Annotated in this window: 15 protein-coding genes, 1 tRNA gene and 2 other RNA genes; 7 read left to right on the top strand and 11 right to left on the bottom strand. The window is 48.1% G+C overall.

The genetic code is table 11. The features are described from left to right. Window positions 1-88: 88 nt before the first annotated feature. A complete protein-coding gene (locus HA49_RS04925; protein ID WP_038020827.1) occupies window positions 89-2,023 on the bottom strand; it encodes a PrkA family serine protein kinase in 1,935 nt (644 codons plus the stop codon). 403 nt (window positions 2,024-2,426) lie between these two features. Here HA49_RS04925 and HA49_RS04920 point away from each other — a divergent pair, with 403 nt between their 5' ends. Continuing rightward, window positions 2,427-3,176: a MipA/OmpV family protein gene (locus tag HA49_RS04920; RefSeq protein ID WP_052752436.1), complete on the top strand. Its 750-nt coding sequence runs from the start codon at window positions 2,427-2,429 to the stop codon at window positions 3,174-3,176. A gap of 78 nt (window positions 3,177-3,254) precedes the next feature. Here HA49_RS04920 and HA49_RS04915 read toward each other — a convergent pair whose 3' ends face one another. Together HA49_RS04915 and gapA are read right to left on the bottom strand one after the other, a co-directional pair. Then, window positions 3,255-4,130: a D-hexose-6-phosphate mutarotase gene (locus tag HA49_RS04915; protein WP_038020826.1), complete on the bottom strand. Its 876-nt coding sequence runs from the start codon at window positions 4,128-4,130 to the stop codon at window positions 3,255-3,257. A gap of 87 nt (window positions 4,131-4,217) precedes the next feature. Further along, the gene (gapA, locus tag HA49_RS04910; protein ID WP_038020825.1) at window positions 4,218-5,216 is read right to left on the bottom strand and encodes a glyceraldehyde-3-phosphate dehydrogenase; all 999 of its coding nucleotides are present in this window, start codon (window positions 5,214-5,216) and stop codon (window positions 4,218-4,220) included. A 319-nt stretch (window positions 5,217-5,535) separates the two neighbouring features. Between gapA and msrB the strand changes: the two genes are divergently transcribed. Both msrB and HA49_RS04900 read left to right on the top strand, forming a co-directional pair. Continuing rightward, window positions 5,536-5,949 carry a peptide-methionine (R)-S-oxide reductase MsrB gene (msrB, locus tag HA49_RS04905; protein ID WP_038020824.1) on the top strand — a complete coding sequence of 138 codons (414 nt, stop codon included), beginning with the start codon at window positions 5,536-5,538 and terminating at the stop codon, window positions 5,947-5,949. A gap of 3 nt (window positions 5,950-5,952) precedes the next feature. Beyond that, window positions 5,953-6,234, top strand: a complete 282-nt coding sequence (locus HA49_RS04900) for a YeaC family protein (protein ID WP_038020823.1) — start codon at window positions 5,953-5,955, stop codon at window positions 6,232-6,234. 49 nt (window positions 6,235-6,283) lie between these two features. On the opposite strand, the gene ansA is transcribed toward HA49_RS04900, so the two are convergent. After that, complete coding sequence (ansA, locus tag HA49_RS04895) at window positions 6,284-7,297, bottom strand: asparaginase (protein ID WP_038020822.1); 1,014 nt, start codon at window positions 7,295-7,297, stop codon at window positions 6,284-6,286. Window positions 7,298-7,397: 100 nt separating this feature from the next. After that, on the bottom strand, window positions 7,398-9,263 hold the full coding sequence (sppA, locus tag HA49_RS04890; RefSeq protein ID WP_038020821.1) for a signal peptide peptidase SppA: 1,866 nt from the start codon (window positions 9,261-9,263) through the stop codon (window positions 7,398-7,400). Between the two features lie 171 nt (window positions 9,264-9,434). Between sppA and HA49_RS04885 the strand changes: the two genes are divergently transcribed. From HA49_RS04885 to HA49_RS04875, 3 genes are all read left to right on the top strand, one after another. Next, complete coding sequence (locus HA49_RS04885) at window positions 9,435-9,983, top strand: NAD(P)H nitroreductase (RefSeq protein ID WP_038020820.1); 549 nt, start codon at window positions 9,435-9,437, stop codon at window positions 9,981-9,983. A 147-nt stretch (window positions 9,984-10,130) separates the two neighbouring features. After that, window positions 10,131-12,044: a DNA topoisomerase III gene (locus tag HA49_RS04880; protein WP_038020819.1), complete on the top strand. Its 1,914-nt coding sequence runs from the start codon at window positions 10,131-10,133 to the stop codon at window positions 12,042-12,044. A gap of 2 nt (window positions 12,045-12,046) precedes the next feature. Continuing rightward, a complete protein-coding gene (locus tag HA49_RS04875; RefSeq protein WP_038020817.1) occupies window positions 12,047-12,337 on the top strand; it encodes a DUF1496 domain-containing protein in 291 nt (96 codons plus the stop codon). 26 nt (window positions 12,338-12,363) lie between these two features. On the opposite strand, the gene xthA is transcribed toward HA49_RS04875, so the two are convergent. From xthA to HA49_RS04855, 6 genes are all read right to left on the bottom strand, one after another. Continuing rightward, window positions 12,364-13,170: an exodeoxyribonuclease III gene (xthA, locus tag HA49_RS04870; RefSeq protein WP_038020936.1), complete on the bottom strand. Its 807-nt coding sequence runs from the start codon at window positions 13,168-13,170 to the stop codon at window positions 12,364-12,366. A gap of 202 nt (window positions 13,171-13,372) precedes the next feature. After that, window positions 13,373-13,498: non-coding RNA, RtT sRNA (locus HA49_RS20795), on the bottom strand. A gap of 40 nt (window positions 13,499-13,538) precedes the next feature. Then, window positions 13,539-13,664, bottom strand: a non-coding RNA gene (locus HA49_RS20790) — RtT sRNA. A gap of 40 nt (window positions 13,665-13,704) precedes the next feature. Beyond that, window positions 13,705-13,789 (bottom strand) — tRNA-Tyr (locus tag HA49_RS04865). 144 nt (window positions 13,790-13,933) lie between these two features. Then, on the bottom strand, window positions 13,934-14,782 hold the full coding sequence (gene purU / locus HA49_RS04860; protein ID WP_038020815.1) for a formyltetrahydrofolate deformylase: 849 nt from the start codon (window positions 14,780-14,782) through the stop codon (window positions 13,934-13,936). Between the two features lie 54 nt (window positions 14,783-14,836). Further along, window positions 14,837-15,298, bottom strand: coding sequence for a YchJ family metal-binding protein (locus HA49_RS04855; RefSeq protein ID WP_038020814.1), 462 nt, complete (start codon window positions 15,296-15,298; stop codon window positions 14,837-14,839). A 224-nt stretch (window positions 15,299-15,522) separates the two neighbouring features. On the opposite strand from HA49_RS04855, the gene rssB reads away from it, so the two are divergent. Beyond that, entirely contained in the window at window positions 15,523-16,536 is a 1,014-nt protein-coding gene (rssB, locus tag HA49_RS04850; protein ID WP_038020813.1) for a two-component system response regulator RssB, read from the top strand. Window positions 16,537-16,640 lie beyond the last annotated feature (104 nt).

The following is a 16,640-nucleotide window of genomic DNA, read 5'->3' as shown; positions in this document are numbered from 1 at the left end:
AGCACACTCCCGGACATCACTGTGATACGAACCGGTTCTTTCCGGTCCGGCGCCGGAAAGCGGGACGCTCTCCGGCGCAACTGACGGCTTATGAAGATTTGCGTACGCGTAAGTACCATTCACAAAGCAGTCTTACCTGTTTACGGGTATATCCTTTCTCCATCATCCGGTCGACAAAATCATCGTGTTTTTTCTGTTCATCGGTTGAGGTTTTGGTATTGAAAGAGATTACCGGTAGCAACTCTTCAGTGTTAGAGAACATTTTTTTCTCAATCACCGTCCGCAGTTTCTCGTAACTGGTCCAGTTCGGATTCCGGCCGCCATTCTGTGCACGTGCGCGTAACACGAAATTGACGATTTCATTACGGAAATCTTTAGGATTACTGATGCCGGCAGGTTTCTCAATTTTCTCCAGTTCAGCATTCAGTGACTCCCGATCGAATAACTGGCCGGTATCTGGATCACGATATTCCTGATCCTGAATCCAGAAGTCTGCATAAGTCACATAACGGTCGAAAATGTTCTGACCATACTCAGAGTAGGATTCCAGATAGGCGGTCTGAATTTCCTTACCAATAAATTCGGCATACTTAGGAATCAGATAACCTTTCAGAAACTCCAGATATTTATCCGCCTGTTCCTGAGGGAACTGTTCTCGTTCAATTTGTTGTTCCAGCACATAGAATAGATGCACCGGGTTCGCAGCAACTTCGGTATGATCAAAGTTAAACACCCGGGACAAAATTTTGAACGCAAAACGGGTAGACAAACCATTCATGCCTTCATCAACCCCGGCATAATCATGATATTCCTGCCATGATTTCGCTTTCGGATCAGTATCCTTAAGGCTCTCACCGTCATAGACCCGCATTTTGGAATAAATGCTGGAATTTTCCGGCGATTTCAGGCGTGACAGAATGATAAAGCGAGCCAGTGTTTCAAGTGTTCCGGGAGCACAGGGTACGCTGGTCAGCTCACTGTTATTTAACAGTTTCTCATAAATGCGGATCTCCTCAGATACCCGCAGGCAGTAAGGCACCTTGACGATATACACTCGGTCGAGAAATGCTTCATTATTTTTGTTGTTACGGAACTGCACCCATTCCGATTCGTTAGAGTGTGCCAGAATCATGCCGTTAAATGGCAGGGCGGAGATACCTTCAGTGCCGTTATAGTTACCTTCCTGTGTCGCGGTCAGCAACGGGTGAAGAACTTTGATGGGTGCCTTAAACATCTCGACAAATTCCATCACCCCCTGATTTGCACGGCACAAGGCACCCGAATAGCTGTAAGCATCAGGATCGTTCTGGGCAAAGTGTTCCAGTTTGCGGATATCTACTTTACCGACCAGGGCGGATATATCCTGGTTATTTTCATCGCCAGGTTCAGTCTTGGCGATAGCCAGTTGTTCCAGAATCGATGGCCAGACTTTCACTACTTTAAAACGAGTGATATCGCCTCCGAATTCATGCAGCCGTTTGGCTGCCCATGGCGACATAATGGTACCGAGGTAGCGGCGGGGGATGGCATACTCTTTTTCAAGAATCGCGGCGTCTTCCTGAGGATTGAACAGACATAACGGGTGGTCGTTGACCGGACTACGTTCACCATTAGCCGTCAGGACATAAATAGGAACCCGCTGAATCAGGGCTTTAAGCCGTTCGGCCAGCGAAGATTTACCCCCACCCACCGGACCCAGCAGATAAAGGATCTGTTTCTTCTCTTCCAGTCCCTGGGCGGCATGTTTCAGATAAGAGACAATTTGTTCGATAGCGTCTTCCATGCCGTAGAACTCTTCAAACGCAGGGTACCGGGAGACCACACGGTTCGAAAAAATACGTGAGAGTCGGGGGTCCTGGGCTGTGTCTACCATTACCGGCTTGCCGATGGCGGTCAGCAGCCGTTCAGCAGCATTGGCATAGGCACTACGGTCCTGTTTACAGATTGAAAGAAATTCCTGCAATGTGAACTCTTCGTCTTTGGCCGCTTCATAGCGCTGGCGATAGTGATCGAATATATTCATAACGATGCCCGTCCTTTCAGTTTTAGCACAGGTAAAGGAGCATGCCTCTGCAGGATCTGCTCCTGGAAATACGGCTCTGCTATCAGTACAGCAACCCTTATGCCAGGATATGATTTTATAAAAAGATAATGCCCGGAAAGGGGTGAAAAATGGTTTTTAAATGAGCCGTATAATTTAACTGTAGTAACTATCTGGCAGTTTTGCTGATGTTATTTGAATTATTTCGCGATATATCAATGACAAACTGTGCTATCAGGCTGGCACACTGAGCTCAGAGAGGTAAAAAAGGACAATGTGGGTGTTATCACCGGATATTTATGATCAATCTGTGCGCAGATCATTTTCGTCAGGGCATTGTAAGGATAGACTGCGACAGTCAGAATAATTACAGGATTGTTACATTTTGAAAAAATCACTTTATTGCCTCAGCGCCCTGATATCAGCGTGCTTCTCAGGTCAGGCTCTGGCTGAAAACACCCCACTCACTGTCGGAGCTTCTGTTTTGTATATGCAGTCTCCTTATCATGGAGGACAGAACCGGTATTACCCCTTTCCTCTGGTGAACTATGAAGGAGACCACTTTTTTATCTCTGGTTGGCAGGCCGGCTACTATCTGTGGAAAGATAACAGCGATCAGTTGTCTCTGATTATCACGAGTTCAGGCCAGGAATATCGCCCTAAAAAGAATGATTTCAGTGATATGCGGCGACTGGATAAACGCCATCTTACCTTGATGGCAGGGGGAATGTGGCGGCATACGGCAGACTGGGGGGTAGTTAAAACCTCGCTGGTGGGGGATGTGCTTGGTGAAAGTAATGGCATGATCTGGACTACCGACTGGCACTATCCACTCACTTTGGGCGGCTTTACTGTAAATCCGGGAGTCGGACTGAGCTGGAATAGTGCACGTGAAACTGGCTATTACTACGGAGTTTCACAGGATGAATCCTCACGCTCGGGTATTGCAGCCTATCATTCCGGTGATAGCTGGAATCCGTACGCCGAAGTGAGTGCGGTTTATCCATTGTCCAGTCGTTGGCAACTGGGAGTAGGAGGCCGTTACCAGTGGTTTGACAGCGCAGTGAAAGACAGCCCGATGGTCTCGAAATCAGGACAGGTGATGGTCTGGAGTGGGGTCAGTTATACATTCTGACAAGTTGCACTAAAAGGGGGCTTAATTGCCCCCTTTTAGTGACAGGTATTCAATTTTGGTGCAACCCAAAGGCGCGATTCAGAGATGTTTCGAGACCCGTAGAGTCACACCTAACCGACCCGGGAGATCAGCTTTGCTGACCAGAGGTGTGGTAATACGAGCCGTTTCGACACAGACCATCGTTTTATAGCCGTCATTAGCCATATCCGACATGCTGCAGGAGAGTTCAGGACCCGGGTTCCAGGTGACAACGTCACTTTTATGGTGGTGATAAACTTCAAGCTGCCGCTTACCGCGGCGGTCAGTAATGACATTACAGTCATCTGCCGCAGTAAAAATTCGATCGACCCGGTCAGGATAAGTCTGTTCCGTGGTCTGCTGACCGGCGGCATTATCAGTCACTTTATCAATAAAGGGTTGTCCCAGCCCACTGACAGAAACCCCGGTAATATCTTCAACCTGGAAGTAGCTGTGCAGGGCGGCGGTAGACTCAAATTCCCCGTGAGCTTCCAGTTCTATTTCACAATGGCTACTCAGCCTGAAGCGGGCAATTAATGAAAATTCATGCGGCCACAATTTCAGGGTCTGAGGGGTATGCTTTAGTCCAAAGGTTAAAATGACACCTTGCTCGTTTTCATCATGTGCCAGTAGTGTCCATGGAAGAGTGCGGGCAAACCCATGCGCAGGCTGTCCGGCAGGACCAAACCAGGGCCAGCATACAGGAATGCCGCCGCGCAGCGCTTTTCCTTCCTGGAAAGCGGTTTCACTGCTCAGCCAGATGACTGGTTTCTCATCAGCGGGTTGCCAGGAGATAAGATGTGCCCCCTGCAGGGCAATCACGGCATGAACTTTAGGATGGTTAATCACTATCAGCGGTAGCTGATCTTTCTGACGCTGAGAAATATAAGGGGTAATCTGACGGATTACCGGCAGTTTGTATAATGAGTCCTGCATCTTCTCACCTCAAAAAATGGTTACCCTGACATTGAAAAGGGCGACCGAAGTCGCCCGTGGCTGTATCTGTAATCACAAATATCAAAATTATTTAGCGGCAACCAGCGCAATCAGATCCAGAACTTTATGTGAGTAGCCAGTTTCGTTGTCATACCAGGAAACCAGTTTCACAAATTTGTCGTTCAGAGCGATACCTGCTTTCGCATCAAAGACAGAAGTCAGTGATTCACCGTTAAAATCGGTTGAAACAACGTCGTCTTCGGTATAGCCCAGAACGCCTTTCATTGGACCCTGAGCAGCGGCTTTAATTGCATCTTTAATCTGCTCATAAGTGGCAGATTTTTCCAGACGAACAGTCAGGTCAACCACAGAAACGTTAGGAGTAGGTACACGCAGTGACATACCCGTCAGTTTACCGTTCAGTTCTGGCAGAACCTTGCCGACGGCTTTAGCGGCACCGGTAGATGATGGGATGATATTCTGAGAAGCACCACGACCACCACGCCAGTCTTTATGAGACGGACCATCGACGGTTTTCTGGGTGGCGGTGGTTGCGTGAACTGTAGTCATCAGACCTTCAACGATACCGAAGTTATCATTGATGACTTTAGCCAGTGGTGCCAGGCAGTTGGTGGTACAGGAAGCGTTAGAAACGATATCCTGGCCGGCATATTTGTCGAAGTTAGCACCACGAACAAACATTGGGGTGTCATCTTTAGAAGGACCAGTCAGGACCACTTTTTTGGCACCAGCAGCGATGTGCTTACGTGCAGTTTCGTCAGTCAGGAAGATCCCGGTCGCTTCTGCAACGACATCCACACCTACTTCGTCCCACTTCAGATTCGCCGGGTCTCTTTCGCTGGTAACACGGATTTTTTTACCGTTAACAATCAGTGCACCGTCTTTTACTTCAACAGTACCGTCAAACCGGCCATGAGTGGAGTCATATTTCAGCATGTAAGCCATGTAATCCGCGTCGAGCAGGTCGTTGATTGCAACGATCTCGATATCTGAACGCTGTTGCGCAGCGCGAAAAACAACACGACCGATACGGCCAAAACCGTTAATACCTACTTTGATAGTCATATATTCCACCAGCTATTGGTTATTGAATAAAAGGTTGGCTGTAAAATTACAAAAACCGCTTTCGGCGTCAAGCTTAATCGTGTCAATTGTTGTGGCAGATCAATCCCCGAACCTGCTTTCACCTGTCGGCGAATGATAAATATGCTTAATCAAATGCGTGGCAGTTGCAGCCACCCAAACTGGAAAAAGTAGATTGCAGTCACAGTTTCAAATAACACTTATCGTATTCCTGCTGTCAGCACGAAATGCCAGCCCCGTTTTGTTGCCTGTTTGTTATAATACGCCTTATTTAGCTTTGTTAACAGTCAATGGATACAGCATGTCGTCAGAGAATAAAAACGGAAATCCTGCAGGATTTACCCTTACTGAAATGCAACAGTATGTGACTCAACAACGTGGAACTGAACCGCCATTTAGCGGGGCTCTGCTGCATAATAAACAGGCAGGGGTTTACCATTGTTTGGTATGTAATGCTCCGCTGTTTTATTCTGACAGTAAATATGACTCAGGATGTGGCTGGCCAAGTTTCTATGAGCCGGTTTCGGACAGTGCGATTCACTATATTGAAGATAATTCTCATGGCATGCACCGCACGGAGATTCGTTGTGGCAACTGTGATTCTCACCTTGGGCATGTCTTCCCTGATGGTCCGCAACCGACCGGAGAGCGTTACTGTGTGAATTCTGCATCACTGAATTTTACCGATCCTCAGGGCAAAGTGATTCCGGGATAACCGATGAATAATACTCTTCAAACTTTGCTGGCCGGTATGACTCCGGAAGTTTATCGGCGTCTTGCTACTGCAAGCGAAACGGGAAAATGGCCGGATGGTGTGGCGTTAACGCCAGAACAGCGGGAGCATGTCTTACAGTTGGTGATGCTTTGGCAGGCACAGCATAATGATAATCCGGAGCATATGACCATCAGTAAAGACGGTGATATGGTGATTAAAACCAAACAACAGCTCAGGCAGGAGTTTGGTATTGATGACGACACAGTCCGGCTGAATCTTAACTGAGTGCACCACAAAAATGGCCGGCACGGTGGCCGGCTGACTTAGTCACCTCTTAATCCGGAGTTAATTCACCGCGTAAATTCTGCTGCATCAATGCCCGAATCTCTTGTGCGTTATAACCGGCAGTCAGCAGGAAGTGTAGTTTGGTCAGCGTCGCTTCTACGGTCAGGTCATAGCCACTGATCACCCCGGCATTCTCCAGCGCGTTTCCTGTAGCATAGCCTCCCATATTCACCTTGCCCGAAATGCATTGTGTCAGATTAACTACCACGATGCCGCGTTGTGAAGCCTGTTGGAGTTCATTCAGAAACTCAGGATTTTGCGGTGCGTTACCGACACCATATGAACGGAGAATCAGAGCTTTAACCGGCTGGCGCAAGAAATTACGTACCACTTCGGCCGAAATCCCCGGATAGAGCGTCACTACACCGACAGGCTGTGGTTCAATTTTATGCACTTTCAGCGGACCCATCGCGGCGGGGGCCGGCGGAGTGTTTAGGCGACGTATATGGATGCCGGCTTCCAGTAACGGAGTGAGGTTAGGTGAGGCAAAGGCATTAAAGCCATCAGCATGAGCTTTCGTGGTCCTGTTACCCCGGTACAAAGTGTTATTAAAGAATAACGTCACTTCATTGACAGGGTAGTTAGCCGCTACAAATAGTGCATTCAACAAGTTCTGCTGACCATCAGATCGTAGTTCAGCCAGAGGTATCTGTGACCCTGTCACAATGACTGGCTTGCCCAGGTTTTCCAGCATGAACGACAAGGCTGAAGCGGTAAATGCCATGGTATCGGTACCGTGCAGAATCACGAAGCCATCGTAACGCTCATAATTTTGCCGGATATCATCAGCAATGACCTGCCAGTCGCCGGGCGTCATATCTGAAGAGTCCATTAATGGCTGATATTCATGGATAGTGAAATCCGGCATTTCAGAACGGTGGAATTCGGGCATGTTCAACACCTGCTGCTGTAGGTGCCCTGACACCGGCACATAGCCATGAGCTGAGCGTTGCATACCAATGGTTCCACCTGTATAGGCGACATAAATATTTTTTTTCTGCATGGGCGTCTGGTTCGGTAGTGATAATCAGGAGACTGAAAGGCGGCAGTATAAAAGCAATTGCAGGGAAAAGCAGCCTGAACGAGGTTCAGGCTGCATATTTTTAATTTAATACACCACAGTTCATGCAGTATGCATAACGGTTCTGAGGATCGGCAGTGTTGCCGGTCAGCCCCGGTTGCTTCTGAATATCGCTCATCACTTCGACCAGTGGGGCCGGCAGTAAGGCTTTAACGCTTACCGGTAATACCGCACTGACAGAAGCGCTCATCTGGTCCAGCACCTGGTCAAAGAAAGATGGCTGTTCCTGATACCAGTCGAGAACTGGCGTGGTAACATGTGCCAGCTCTGCGGCTTTATTGACTGCGTCGTCAAAGTCACCCAGCTCATCTACCAGACCATTAGCTTTCGCATCAGTTCCGGTCCAGACATGTCCCTGTGCAATCTGGTCTATCTGCTGCGGGGTTTTATGTCGGGATTCGGCGACCAGGTTCAGGAAGTTGCGGTAACCATTTTCGATGCTGATTTGCATCATTTGTTGTACCTGATCTGGTAAGGCTTTGGTTGTCGAGACATCAGCCAGCGGTGATGTCGAAACACCGTCGGTATGCACACCAATGGTGCTCAGTGAGTTTTCGATAGTGTTAATCACCCCGAAAATCCCGATAGAGCCGGTCAGTGTGGTTGGGCTGGCGATAATGTAACTGCCAGGCGTGGAAATCCAGTAGCCGCCAGAGGCCGCAAGGCCGCCCATCGATATTACGACTGGCTTGCCGGCAGTTTTGGCTGCCATGAGTTCCTCACGAATAGCCTCTGAAGCCGTAACACTTCCCCCGGGGCTATTTACCCGCAGGATAATCGCTTTAATATCTTTGTTCAGGCGGGCAGCACGAATCTGCGATACCGTGGTGTCACTGCCGACATTACCAGCGCTGGCCTCTCCATCAGTGATTGCTCCGTTAGCGACAATCACTGCGATATTACCTTGCTGGCCCGCATGGGGGTCTTTAACCGGGTAATTGTAGATACTAACATTCCGGTAATCTTTGGCCTGAGGGTCCCAGCCAAATTTCTTAATCAGGATCTGGTCAACTGCAGCACGAGTTTGTAAACCATCAACCAGTTTGGTGTTCAGCGCATAGGTAGCAGTATTGCCGTCATCAGCCTTCAGGGCGGCAATCAGGTTATCAGCCCCCGGGAAAACCTGCTGCGGAGTAATATTACGATTCGCGGCCACAGTAGAGAGGTAATTATCCCACAGCTGGTTAATCCAACGATTGTCAGCATCTTTCGCCGCAGGCGACATATCATCACGCAGGAAAGGCTCAACTGCGGATTTATAAGTTCCGACACGGAACACATGTGAAGAAACTTTCAGCGTATCGAGCAGGGTTTTAAAATACAGGCTATTAGTCGCCATCCCGTGAATATCTACCGCGCCTTGTGGCGATAAATAGATGGTATTGGCAAAACTGGCCAGATAGTACTGAGCCTGGCTAAAATTATCTCCATAGGCATAGACAGGTTTACCTTTATCCCGAAACTCCTGCAATGCCTTGCCGATGTAACGTAATGAAGGTTGGTCTCCCCCGGCAAAATTGCTCAGATCAAGCACGATACCGGTAATTTTGTTGTCATCTTTCGCCTGGCGAATAGCATCAACAATATCGAATACAGAATTTTGTTGCAGAGTTTCACTCCGGCTGCCAATGATTTCACGACCAATTTTACTGAGACGGTTATTGGCGGAAGGCTGATCAACAATGGTTCCGTCCAGATCGATTTTTAACGCGCCGCCTGTCAGGGTCTTCGCTGAACCGGAGGAACCACCGCTGACCTGCAACCAGATACCTACACCGACCACAATCAGTAATAAAAGGAACAGGTTGAGAATGAATTCCCTGATAAAATTCAATACCCGCCAGACGACTGAGAACAGCCTGACGATGAATCGCCCCAATGTGCGCATAATTTCTCCATTAATTTATCTGCAGGCTAATCTTTTGCCTGAGTTCTGATCATTCAGGCATCATCCTAAAGAGCACTGCTCTAAATGTCAGCAGGAAATCTCCGGCAGACTGTTACAAATGTCGTTGTTATGCCAGACTGAGCACTATTCATCGCGTTATCAGGGGGATTTATGGACGCACTGGAATTGTTACTGCAACGCCGCTCTGCGGGAAGACTCACTGAACCTGCTCCACAGGGTGATGTATTGCACCATATTCTGCAGGCGGGGTTACGGGCTCCGGATCATGGTGCACTTAAGCCATGGCATTTTGTTATTGTTGAACAGGAAGGCCGCGAGCGTTTTAGTCAGTTGCTGTCATCGGCAGCAATAAAAGAGGGTCAGGATGACAAAGCCATTGAAAAAGCCAGAAGTGCGCCTTTCAGGGCTCCGTTAATTATTACTGTAATTGCCCGCTGTGAAGAACATCCGAAGGTGCCGGAGTGGGAGCAGGTGGTGTCTGCCGGTTGTGCGGTGATGGCTATGCAGATGGCAGCGCAGTCTCAGGGTTTTAATGGTATCTGGCGTAGTGGAGCCTGGACTGAAAGCGAGAGTGTGCGTGAAGCATTTGGTTGCAGGAGGCAGGACAAAATTGTTGGTTTTCTTTACCTGGGAACGCCACAATTAAAAGCAGCGCCCGTTGCAGCAGAGGATACTGCTGCTTTTGTCAGTTATTTCTGACAGATAAACCTCGCTGAATCTGGCACTATTCCGGCAGTTTCGCTGCTGTGTCACCGGTACCTGGCCACCCCCGGTCCGGTGCACACTCAACTCCGGACCTGACACAGATGATGTACAGCCACCCGACTGAAAGGAATATCGCGGTTAATGCGTTTGTTTATTGCCGAAAAGCCCAGTCTCGCCCGGGCTATTGCTGATGTGTTACCTAAACCGCACCGACGCGGTCAGGGATTTATTGCCTGCGGAAATGATCAGGTGGTGACCTGGTGTGTTGGCCATCTGCTGGAGCAGGCTCAGCCTGAAAATTATGATCCGCGCTATGCCCGATGGTCACTTGCCGATTTACCGATAGTTCCGGAGAAATGGCTACTTAAGCCACGTCCGGAAGTGGCTAAACAATTACGGGTGATAGAAGAACTACTTCAGCAAGCGACGCAGGTGGTTCATGCGGGTGACCCGGATCGCGAAGGTCAGTTGCTTGTTGATGAAGTGCTGGATTACCTGAAGCTGAGTGGTGATAAAAAAGCAACGGTGCAACGTTGTCTGATCAATGATCTTAATCCTCAGGCAGTAGAACGGGCCATAGAAAAATTACGCGAAAATCGTGATTTTATCCCGTTATGTGTTTCAGCTCTGGCCAGAGCCCGGGCTGACTGGCTTTATGGTATTAATATGACCCGGGCTTATACCCTTTTTGGCCGCAATGCCGGGTACAACGGGGTATTGTCTGTTGGCAGAGTGCAGACACCGGTGCTTGGGCTGGTGGTGCGGCGTGATGAAGAGATTGCTAATTTCGTCGCCAAAGATTTTTTCGAAGTCAGGGCTCATATTCTGGCTGATAATGAGCAGCGCTTTACCGCATTATGGGTACCCAGTGATGCCTGTGAATCCTGGCAGGATGAAGAGGGCCGGTTACTTAACCGCTCGCTGGCAGACCACGTCTGTAAACGTATCGAGTGTCAACCAGCACTGGTCACCGGTTACCAGGATAAGCGCGAATCAGAGATTGCTCCGTTACCATTCTCTCTTTCCAGTCTGCAGATTGAAGCGGCACGACGCTTTGGACTGAGCGCGCAGAATGTACTGGATGTCTGCCAGAAACTCTATGAAACGCATAAACTTATCACTTATCCGCGTTCTGACTGTCGTTATTTACCTGAGGAACACTTTGCCGGTCGTCATGCGGTTATGGAGGCAATTGGCACTCATTTACCTGAGCAGAGGTTACCTGAAGAACTTAATCCGGATTTACGTAACCGCTGTTGGGATAATAAAAAAGTGGATGCCCATCACGCGATTATTCCAACTGCACGTCGCAGTAATATCCGACTGACGGAAAATGAACAAAATATTTATGGGCTGATTGCCCGCCAGTATCTGATGCAATTTTGTCCTGAAGCTATATACCGAAAATGTGTCATTGAACTGGAAATCGCCGGCGGAAAATTTGTCGCTAAAGCCCGTTTCCTGGCCATTGCAGGTTGGCGGGTGCTGTTGGGCGCTAAAGAACGTGATGAAGAAAACGACGGGACACCCTTACCTGAAGTTAAAAAAGGCCAGCAATTACTGTGTGAAAAGGGAGAAGTGGTGGAAAAGAAAACTCAGCCACCTCGCTACTTTACTGATGCTACGTTATTGTCAGCCATGACTGGTATTGCACGTTTTGTTCAGGATAAAGCGCTAAAGAAAGTGCTGAGAGAGACCGATGGTTTAGGGACAGAGGCGACCCGGGCAGGAATCATCGAGCTGCTGTTTAAACGTGGCTTTCTGGAAAAGAAAGGACGTTATATTCATTCGACGGCTGTCGGAAAAGCGTTGATTCATGCGCTTCCTCAGCCTGCAGCGAGTCCGGATATGACGGCGCACTGGGAATCGATGCTTACCAGCATCAGTGAGAAAAATTTTCGTTACCAGGATTTTATGCAGCCGCTGGTGGAGACATTACATAGCCTGATAGGTGAGGCAAGACGAGCACCACCAGTGCAGATTTTAAGACAGCTGCCTGCAGCTCCACGCAAAGGGGGGGCTAAAAGGAAGAAAAAAACTGTCAAGGAGGAATAACTATGCGTTTTCTACTGCTGATTACCGCCGGTTTCTGTTCTTTTTCAGCATATTGTTCGTTGCATACCGAAAGTGGAGGTGCGGTCCGACTGGATGTTGAAACCGGGCAGGTTTTGTCGGCCAGGAATTATGGTCGTACAGGTTGGCAGGATAGTGATCGCCTGTGTTGGTATAATAATCAGCGTTACTCTGAAGGAGCAGTGATTAACGCGGGGCCAGTATTAATGCAGTGTGGCCGCGACCGGAATGTTACCGGAACGATGCCTTTGATCTGGAAACCGCTGAACCGTTAAGGCTCAGCGATATTACGGCAAATTGTTCAGAGTTTGAACTCAGCCCAGACAGGAGCATGGTCAGAAGGTTTTTCCATGCTCCGGATATCATAGTCAATTCCGGTAGCGATACATCTGGAGGCCAGAGGCTGGCTGGCCAGCAATAAGTCGATTCGTAATCCACGGTTATCGTCGAAACCTTTTGAACGGTAGTCGAACCAGGAGAAGCGGTCTTCCACCAGTGGATTGGCCGCACGCCATGTATCCGTCAGGCCCCAGCCTAACAACTTATCCATCCATTCACGTTCTTCCGGAAGGAATGAGCATTTTCCGGTTCTTAACCAACGTTTACGATTGTCTTCACCAATTCCAATGTCGCTGTCAGTACAACTGATATTCATATCACCCATAATCAACACCGGGTTATCAGAGTTGAGTTGAGTTTCCAGATGATTTTGTAAATCCTGATAAAATTTATCTTTAGCCGGGAATTTCACCGGATGGTCACGGCTTTCACCTTGTGGGAAATATCCGTTAATTACTGTGATGTTACCGATGGGAGAAGGAATATCAGCCATAATAATCCGTCGTTGGGCATCTTCATCATCAGTCAGGAAACCCCGTTGTACGTTAACCGGCTCAGCTTTCGTCAGTAACGCGACACCGTAATGACCTTTCTGGCCATGGAAGAAAACGTGGTAACCGAGCTTCTGAACTTCTTCCAGAGGAAACATATCATCGTGGACTTTAGTTTCCTGGAGTCCGATGACATCCGGCTGAAGGTTTTCGACCAGTGCGGCTAGCTGGTGTGGGCGTGCTCTGAGTCCGTTAATATTGAAAGAAACAAATTTCATGTTTTTACCAGTGTCATAGAATTTAACCGCGATGGTAGCGATTTTTTTTATGAATGTCACCGCAGGCAAGGGCTGGGATAGTAATTGTGCACTTCAGGGAAAAGAGTATTCCCGGCCGGGGAGCATCTGAAAAGCTATAACAGATGAGGGTAGGTGATCTGCAAGCTTATCTGGAATGTCTGTCTGAAGTGCCATATTGAGATGGTGGTGGGAGAAGGATGACTCGCCGTAAACGGCTCGCCCTGCGGGCCGTGCTGAAGCACGTTGCTTCACGTTGTTCGGCTCGAACCTTGTCGAAGGTTCTCGTCCTTCTCCACGGAGAATCTGTGAGTGTATCTGGAATGTCTGGCTGAAGTGCCATATTGAGATGGTGGTGGGAGAAGGATGACTCGCCGTAACCGGCTCGCCCTGCGGGCCGTGCTGAAGCACGTTGCCTCACGTTGTTCGGCTCGAACCTTGTCGAAGGTTCTCGTCCTTCTCCACGGAGAATCTGTGAGTGTATCCGGAATGTCTGGCTGAAGTGCCATATTGAGATGGTGGTGGGAGAAGGATTCGAACCTTCGAAGTCTGTGACGGCAGATTTACAGTCTGCTCCCTTTGGCCGCTCGGGAATCCCACCTTATTGTGATGCTCTGTAACCTGTCAGAGCGGGGTGCATATTAACAGAACTTCTGAGTCTGTAAACAGGCAAAACGGATATTTCTCATCGTTTGCCTGTTTTTTACACGGTAAATGAATGACATGCGTATTTAGCAGTCAGTTTTTACAGAATAATGGTCCGGTTACCATACACAAAAACCCGTTGCGCCAGCACTTTATCCAGAGCACGGCTAAGGGCATTCTTCTCGACATCTCGTCCTGCACGCATCATATCGTCAGCAGTGAAACTGTGATCAACATGAATCACGTCCTGCATAATGATTGGACCTTCATCCAGATTGTCGTTCACATAATGTGCAGTGGCACCGATGATCTTCACTCCGCGCTCGTAAGCCTGATGGTAAGGGCGGGCGCCGATAAACGCAGGCAGAAACGAGTGATGAATATTGATAATCTGGTTAGGAAACCGTTTGACGAATTCAGGGGTAAGCACGCGCATGTATTTTGCAAGGACTACATAGTCTGGCTGATAGCGTTCAATCTCATCTGCCATACGCATATCGTGGTCTTCCCGGGTCAGTCCTTCATGGCTGACCAGTACAAAGGGGATATCAAACCTCTCTACCAGTGACCGCAGGGTTTCATGGTTACCTATCACTGCCGCAATTTCCATATCCAGGCCGCCAAAGGTACTTTTCATCAGTAAATCACCAAGACAGTGAGCTTCTTTAGTGACCATTATGACGACACGACGCCGTCCCGCAGGTTGCAGCTCGCGCACCGATCCGCCAGGTAAAGCACTGTCTAAATCTGCCAGTAACGTCGTGTCGTTAAAAATTCCTTCCAGTTCGGTACGCATAAAAAAGCGGCCGGTGCGATGGTCGACAAATTCATTATTCTGGACAATGTTCAGCTCGTGCTTATAACAAATATTGGTGATTTTAGCGATAAGTCCTTTAGCATCAGGACAAATGGTTCGTAAAACTTTTCTCTGTAACGTCTGGGCTTGCATTGTACGCATTATCCTGTCGAATCTAATTTCAGTCATGTAAATTTGGCTAAATTGCTACTGACCACAACATTTTTTATATTTTCTGCCAGAACCACAAGGGCAGGTATCGTTTCTGCCCGCCTGCAGATGAACGCCATCAATATAATACCAGTGATTTTCTTCTCTGATAAAGCGGGAGCGTTCGTAAATCGCGGATGTTTGATTATTTTCGCAATATCGGGCAAAAAAAGTAACAAATGCCTCATTACTATCATTATTATAGTCATGTGAGATAACGTTCAGTCCCAGCCACTCTGTCCCGGACAGATTTGTGGAAATAAGCGCTTCATGTGCTGGACTTCGCTGTGATTTATGCCAGCTCTCGACCAGCCACGAAACATCTCCGCACTGATAAGCAGTGTACCGTGAACGCATGAGTGATTCAGCGTTCGGCGCAATACGAGTTCCGCTGATATACTGGCCACAACAGTCGTTATAGCTAAGCTGGTTTCCGCAAGGACAAGGTTCGCTGGACAATGTATCTCCGTTTAATTTTAAAATATGTAATGCTTTTTTGTGGCCTGAGTCAGTTCAATCAGGCTGACATGTGAAAGGCCGAGGATGAACTATACTATACAAAAGCCGCAGATTCTCTTACTGACAAAAGTTCATAAGGACAGGATTCTGTGTTCAAGACTGTTGGGTATCTATTCCTGCAGAGGTGAACTTGATAACTCTGAGAACAAGAACAGGTATTTTTAATGAGTAACCCATTGTCCGGTAAAAATATTTTAGTCGTTGAAGATGAAGTCGTCTTCTCTTCGTTGATCTGTGGTTTTGTTGAGAGTTTGGGCGGTAACACTTTGCCAGCCAGCGACGGTAAATCTGCGCTTAACCTGATCGACCATTACCCGGTGGATCTGGTTATTTGCGATCTCAACATGCCAGTGATGCGAGGCGATGAATTTGTTCAGCAACTACGTATCCGTGGCAATACCCTCCCTGTCGTCATTATTACCGCCAGTGAAGATGTATCAGAAATTGCTGGCATGTTACGGCTGGGGGTACAGGATGTTTTACTGAAACCACTCGACGACATGGAGCGGGTTAGGGATGTTATTCTGGAATGCCTCTATCCCTCTATGTTTGCCTCAAAGATTAAAGAAGACGAACAACTCTTCGATAGTTGGGATGATCTTATCCAGCAACCTGATAAAGCTATCAGGCTGATTAAACAGCTGCAGCCACCCATTCGCCAGTCTTTGGCAAACACTCAGGTGAATTATCGTCAACTGACCTGCACAGGGGAACCCGGGTTAGTCTTTGACATAGCTGCACTTTCGGATTCTCAACTTGGTTTCTATATACTCGATGTCACCCGTGCGGGTGATAATGGTATCATGGCGGCGCTATTGTTGCGGGTCATGTTTAATGAATTATTGCAGAAACAAATCGCTGATAAGCACCAGCAGTTACCTGAGCTCAATACCGTGCTTCATGATATCAACAGACTACTTCAGGATGCCGGAATGACCGGGCAGTTTCCTCTGCTGGTCGGCTTTTATAACCAGGCCCGGCACCAGCTGTCACTGGTCCCTGCCGGATTACACACTGTCATCTCAATTGATGGTATCAGGAATGAACTGGATACGGGTATCCCGCCGGGAACTTTTGAACAAATACATGCGACACAGCACAGTTTTTCTTTGAAAGCGTGCGAATGTAATATCAGCGGAGCCGGAGGTAAGCTGAAACTGATGCTCAGTGCAAATTAACAGCTTTCATAAACAATAATTATGTAAGTTTCTTATCTGTCAGGGTAAATTACTGATTAGTATAATTCCTAAATTGCCCGTAATTGCGCCTTCAGACGTAATCC

Origin of the sequence: Tatumella morbirosei (genome assembly GCF_000757425.2) — a bacterium.
Classification (GTDB): Bacteria; Pseudomonadota; Gammaproteobacteria; order Enterobacterales; family Enterobacteriaceae; genus Tatumella; species Tatumella morbirosei.
Note: the sequence above shows the minus strand (reverse complement) of the source record. Positions and strands in the feature narration are given on the sequence as shown.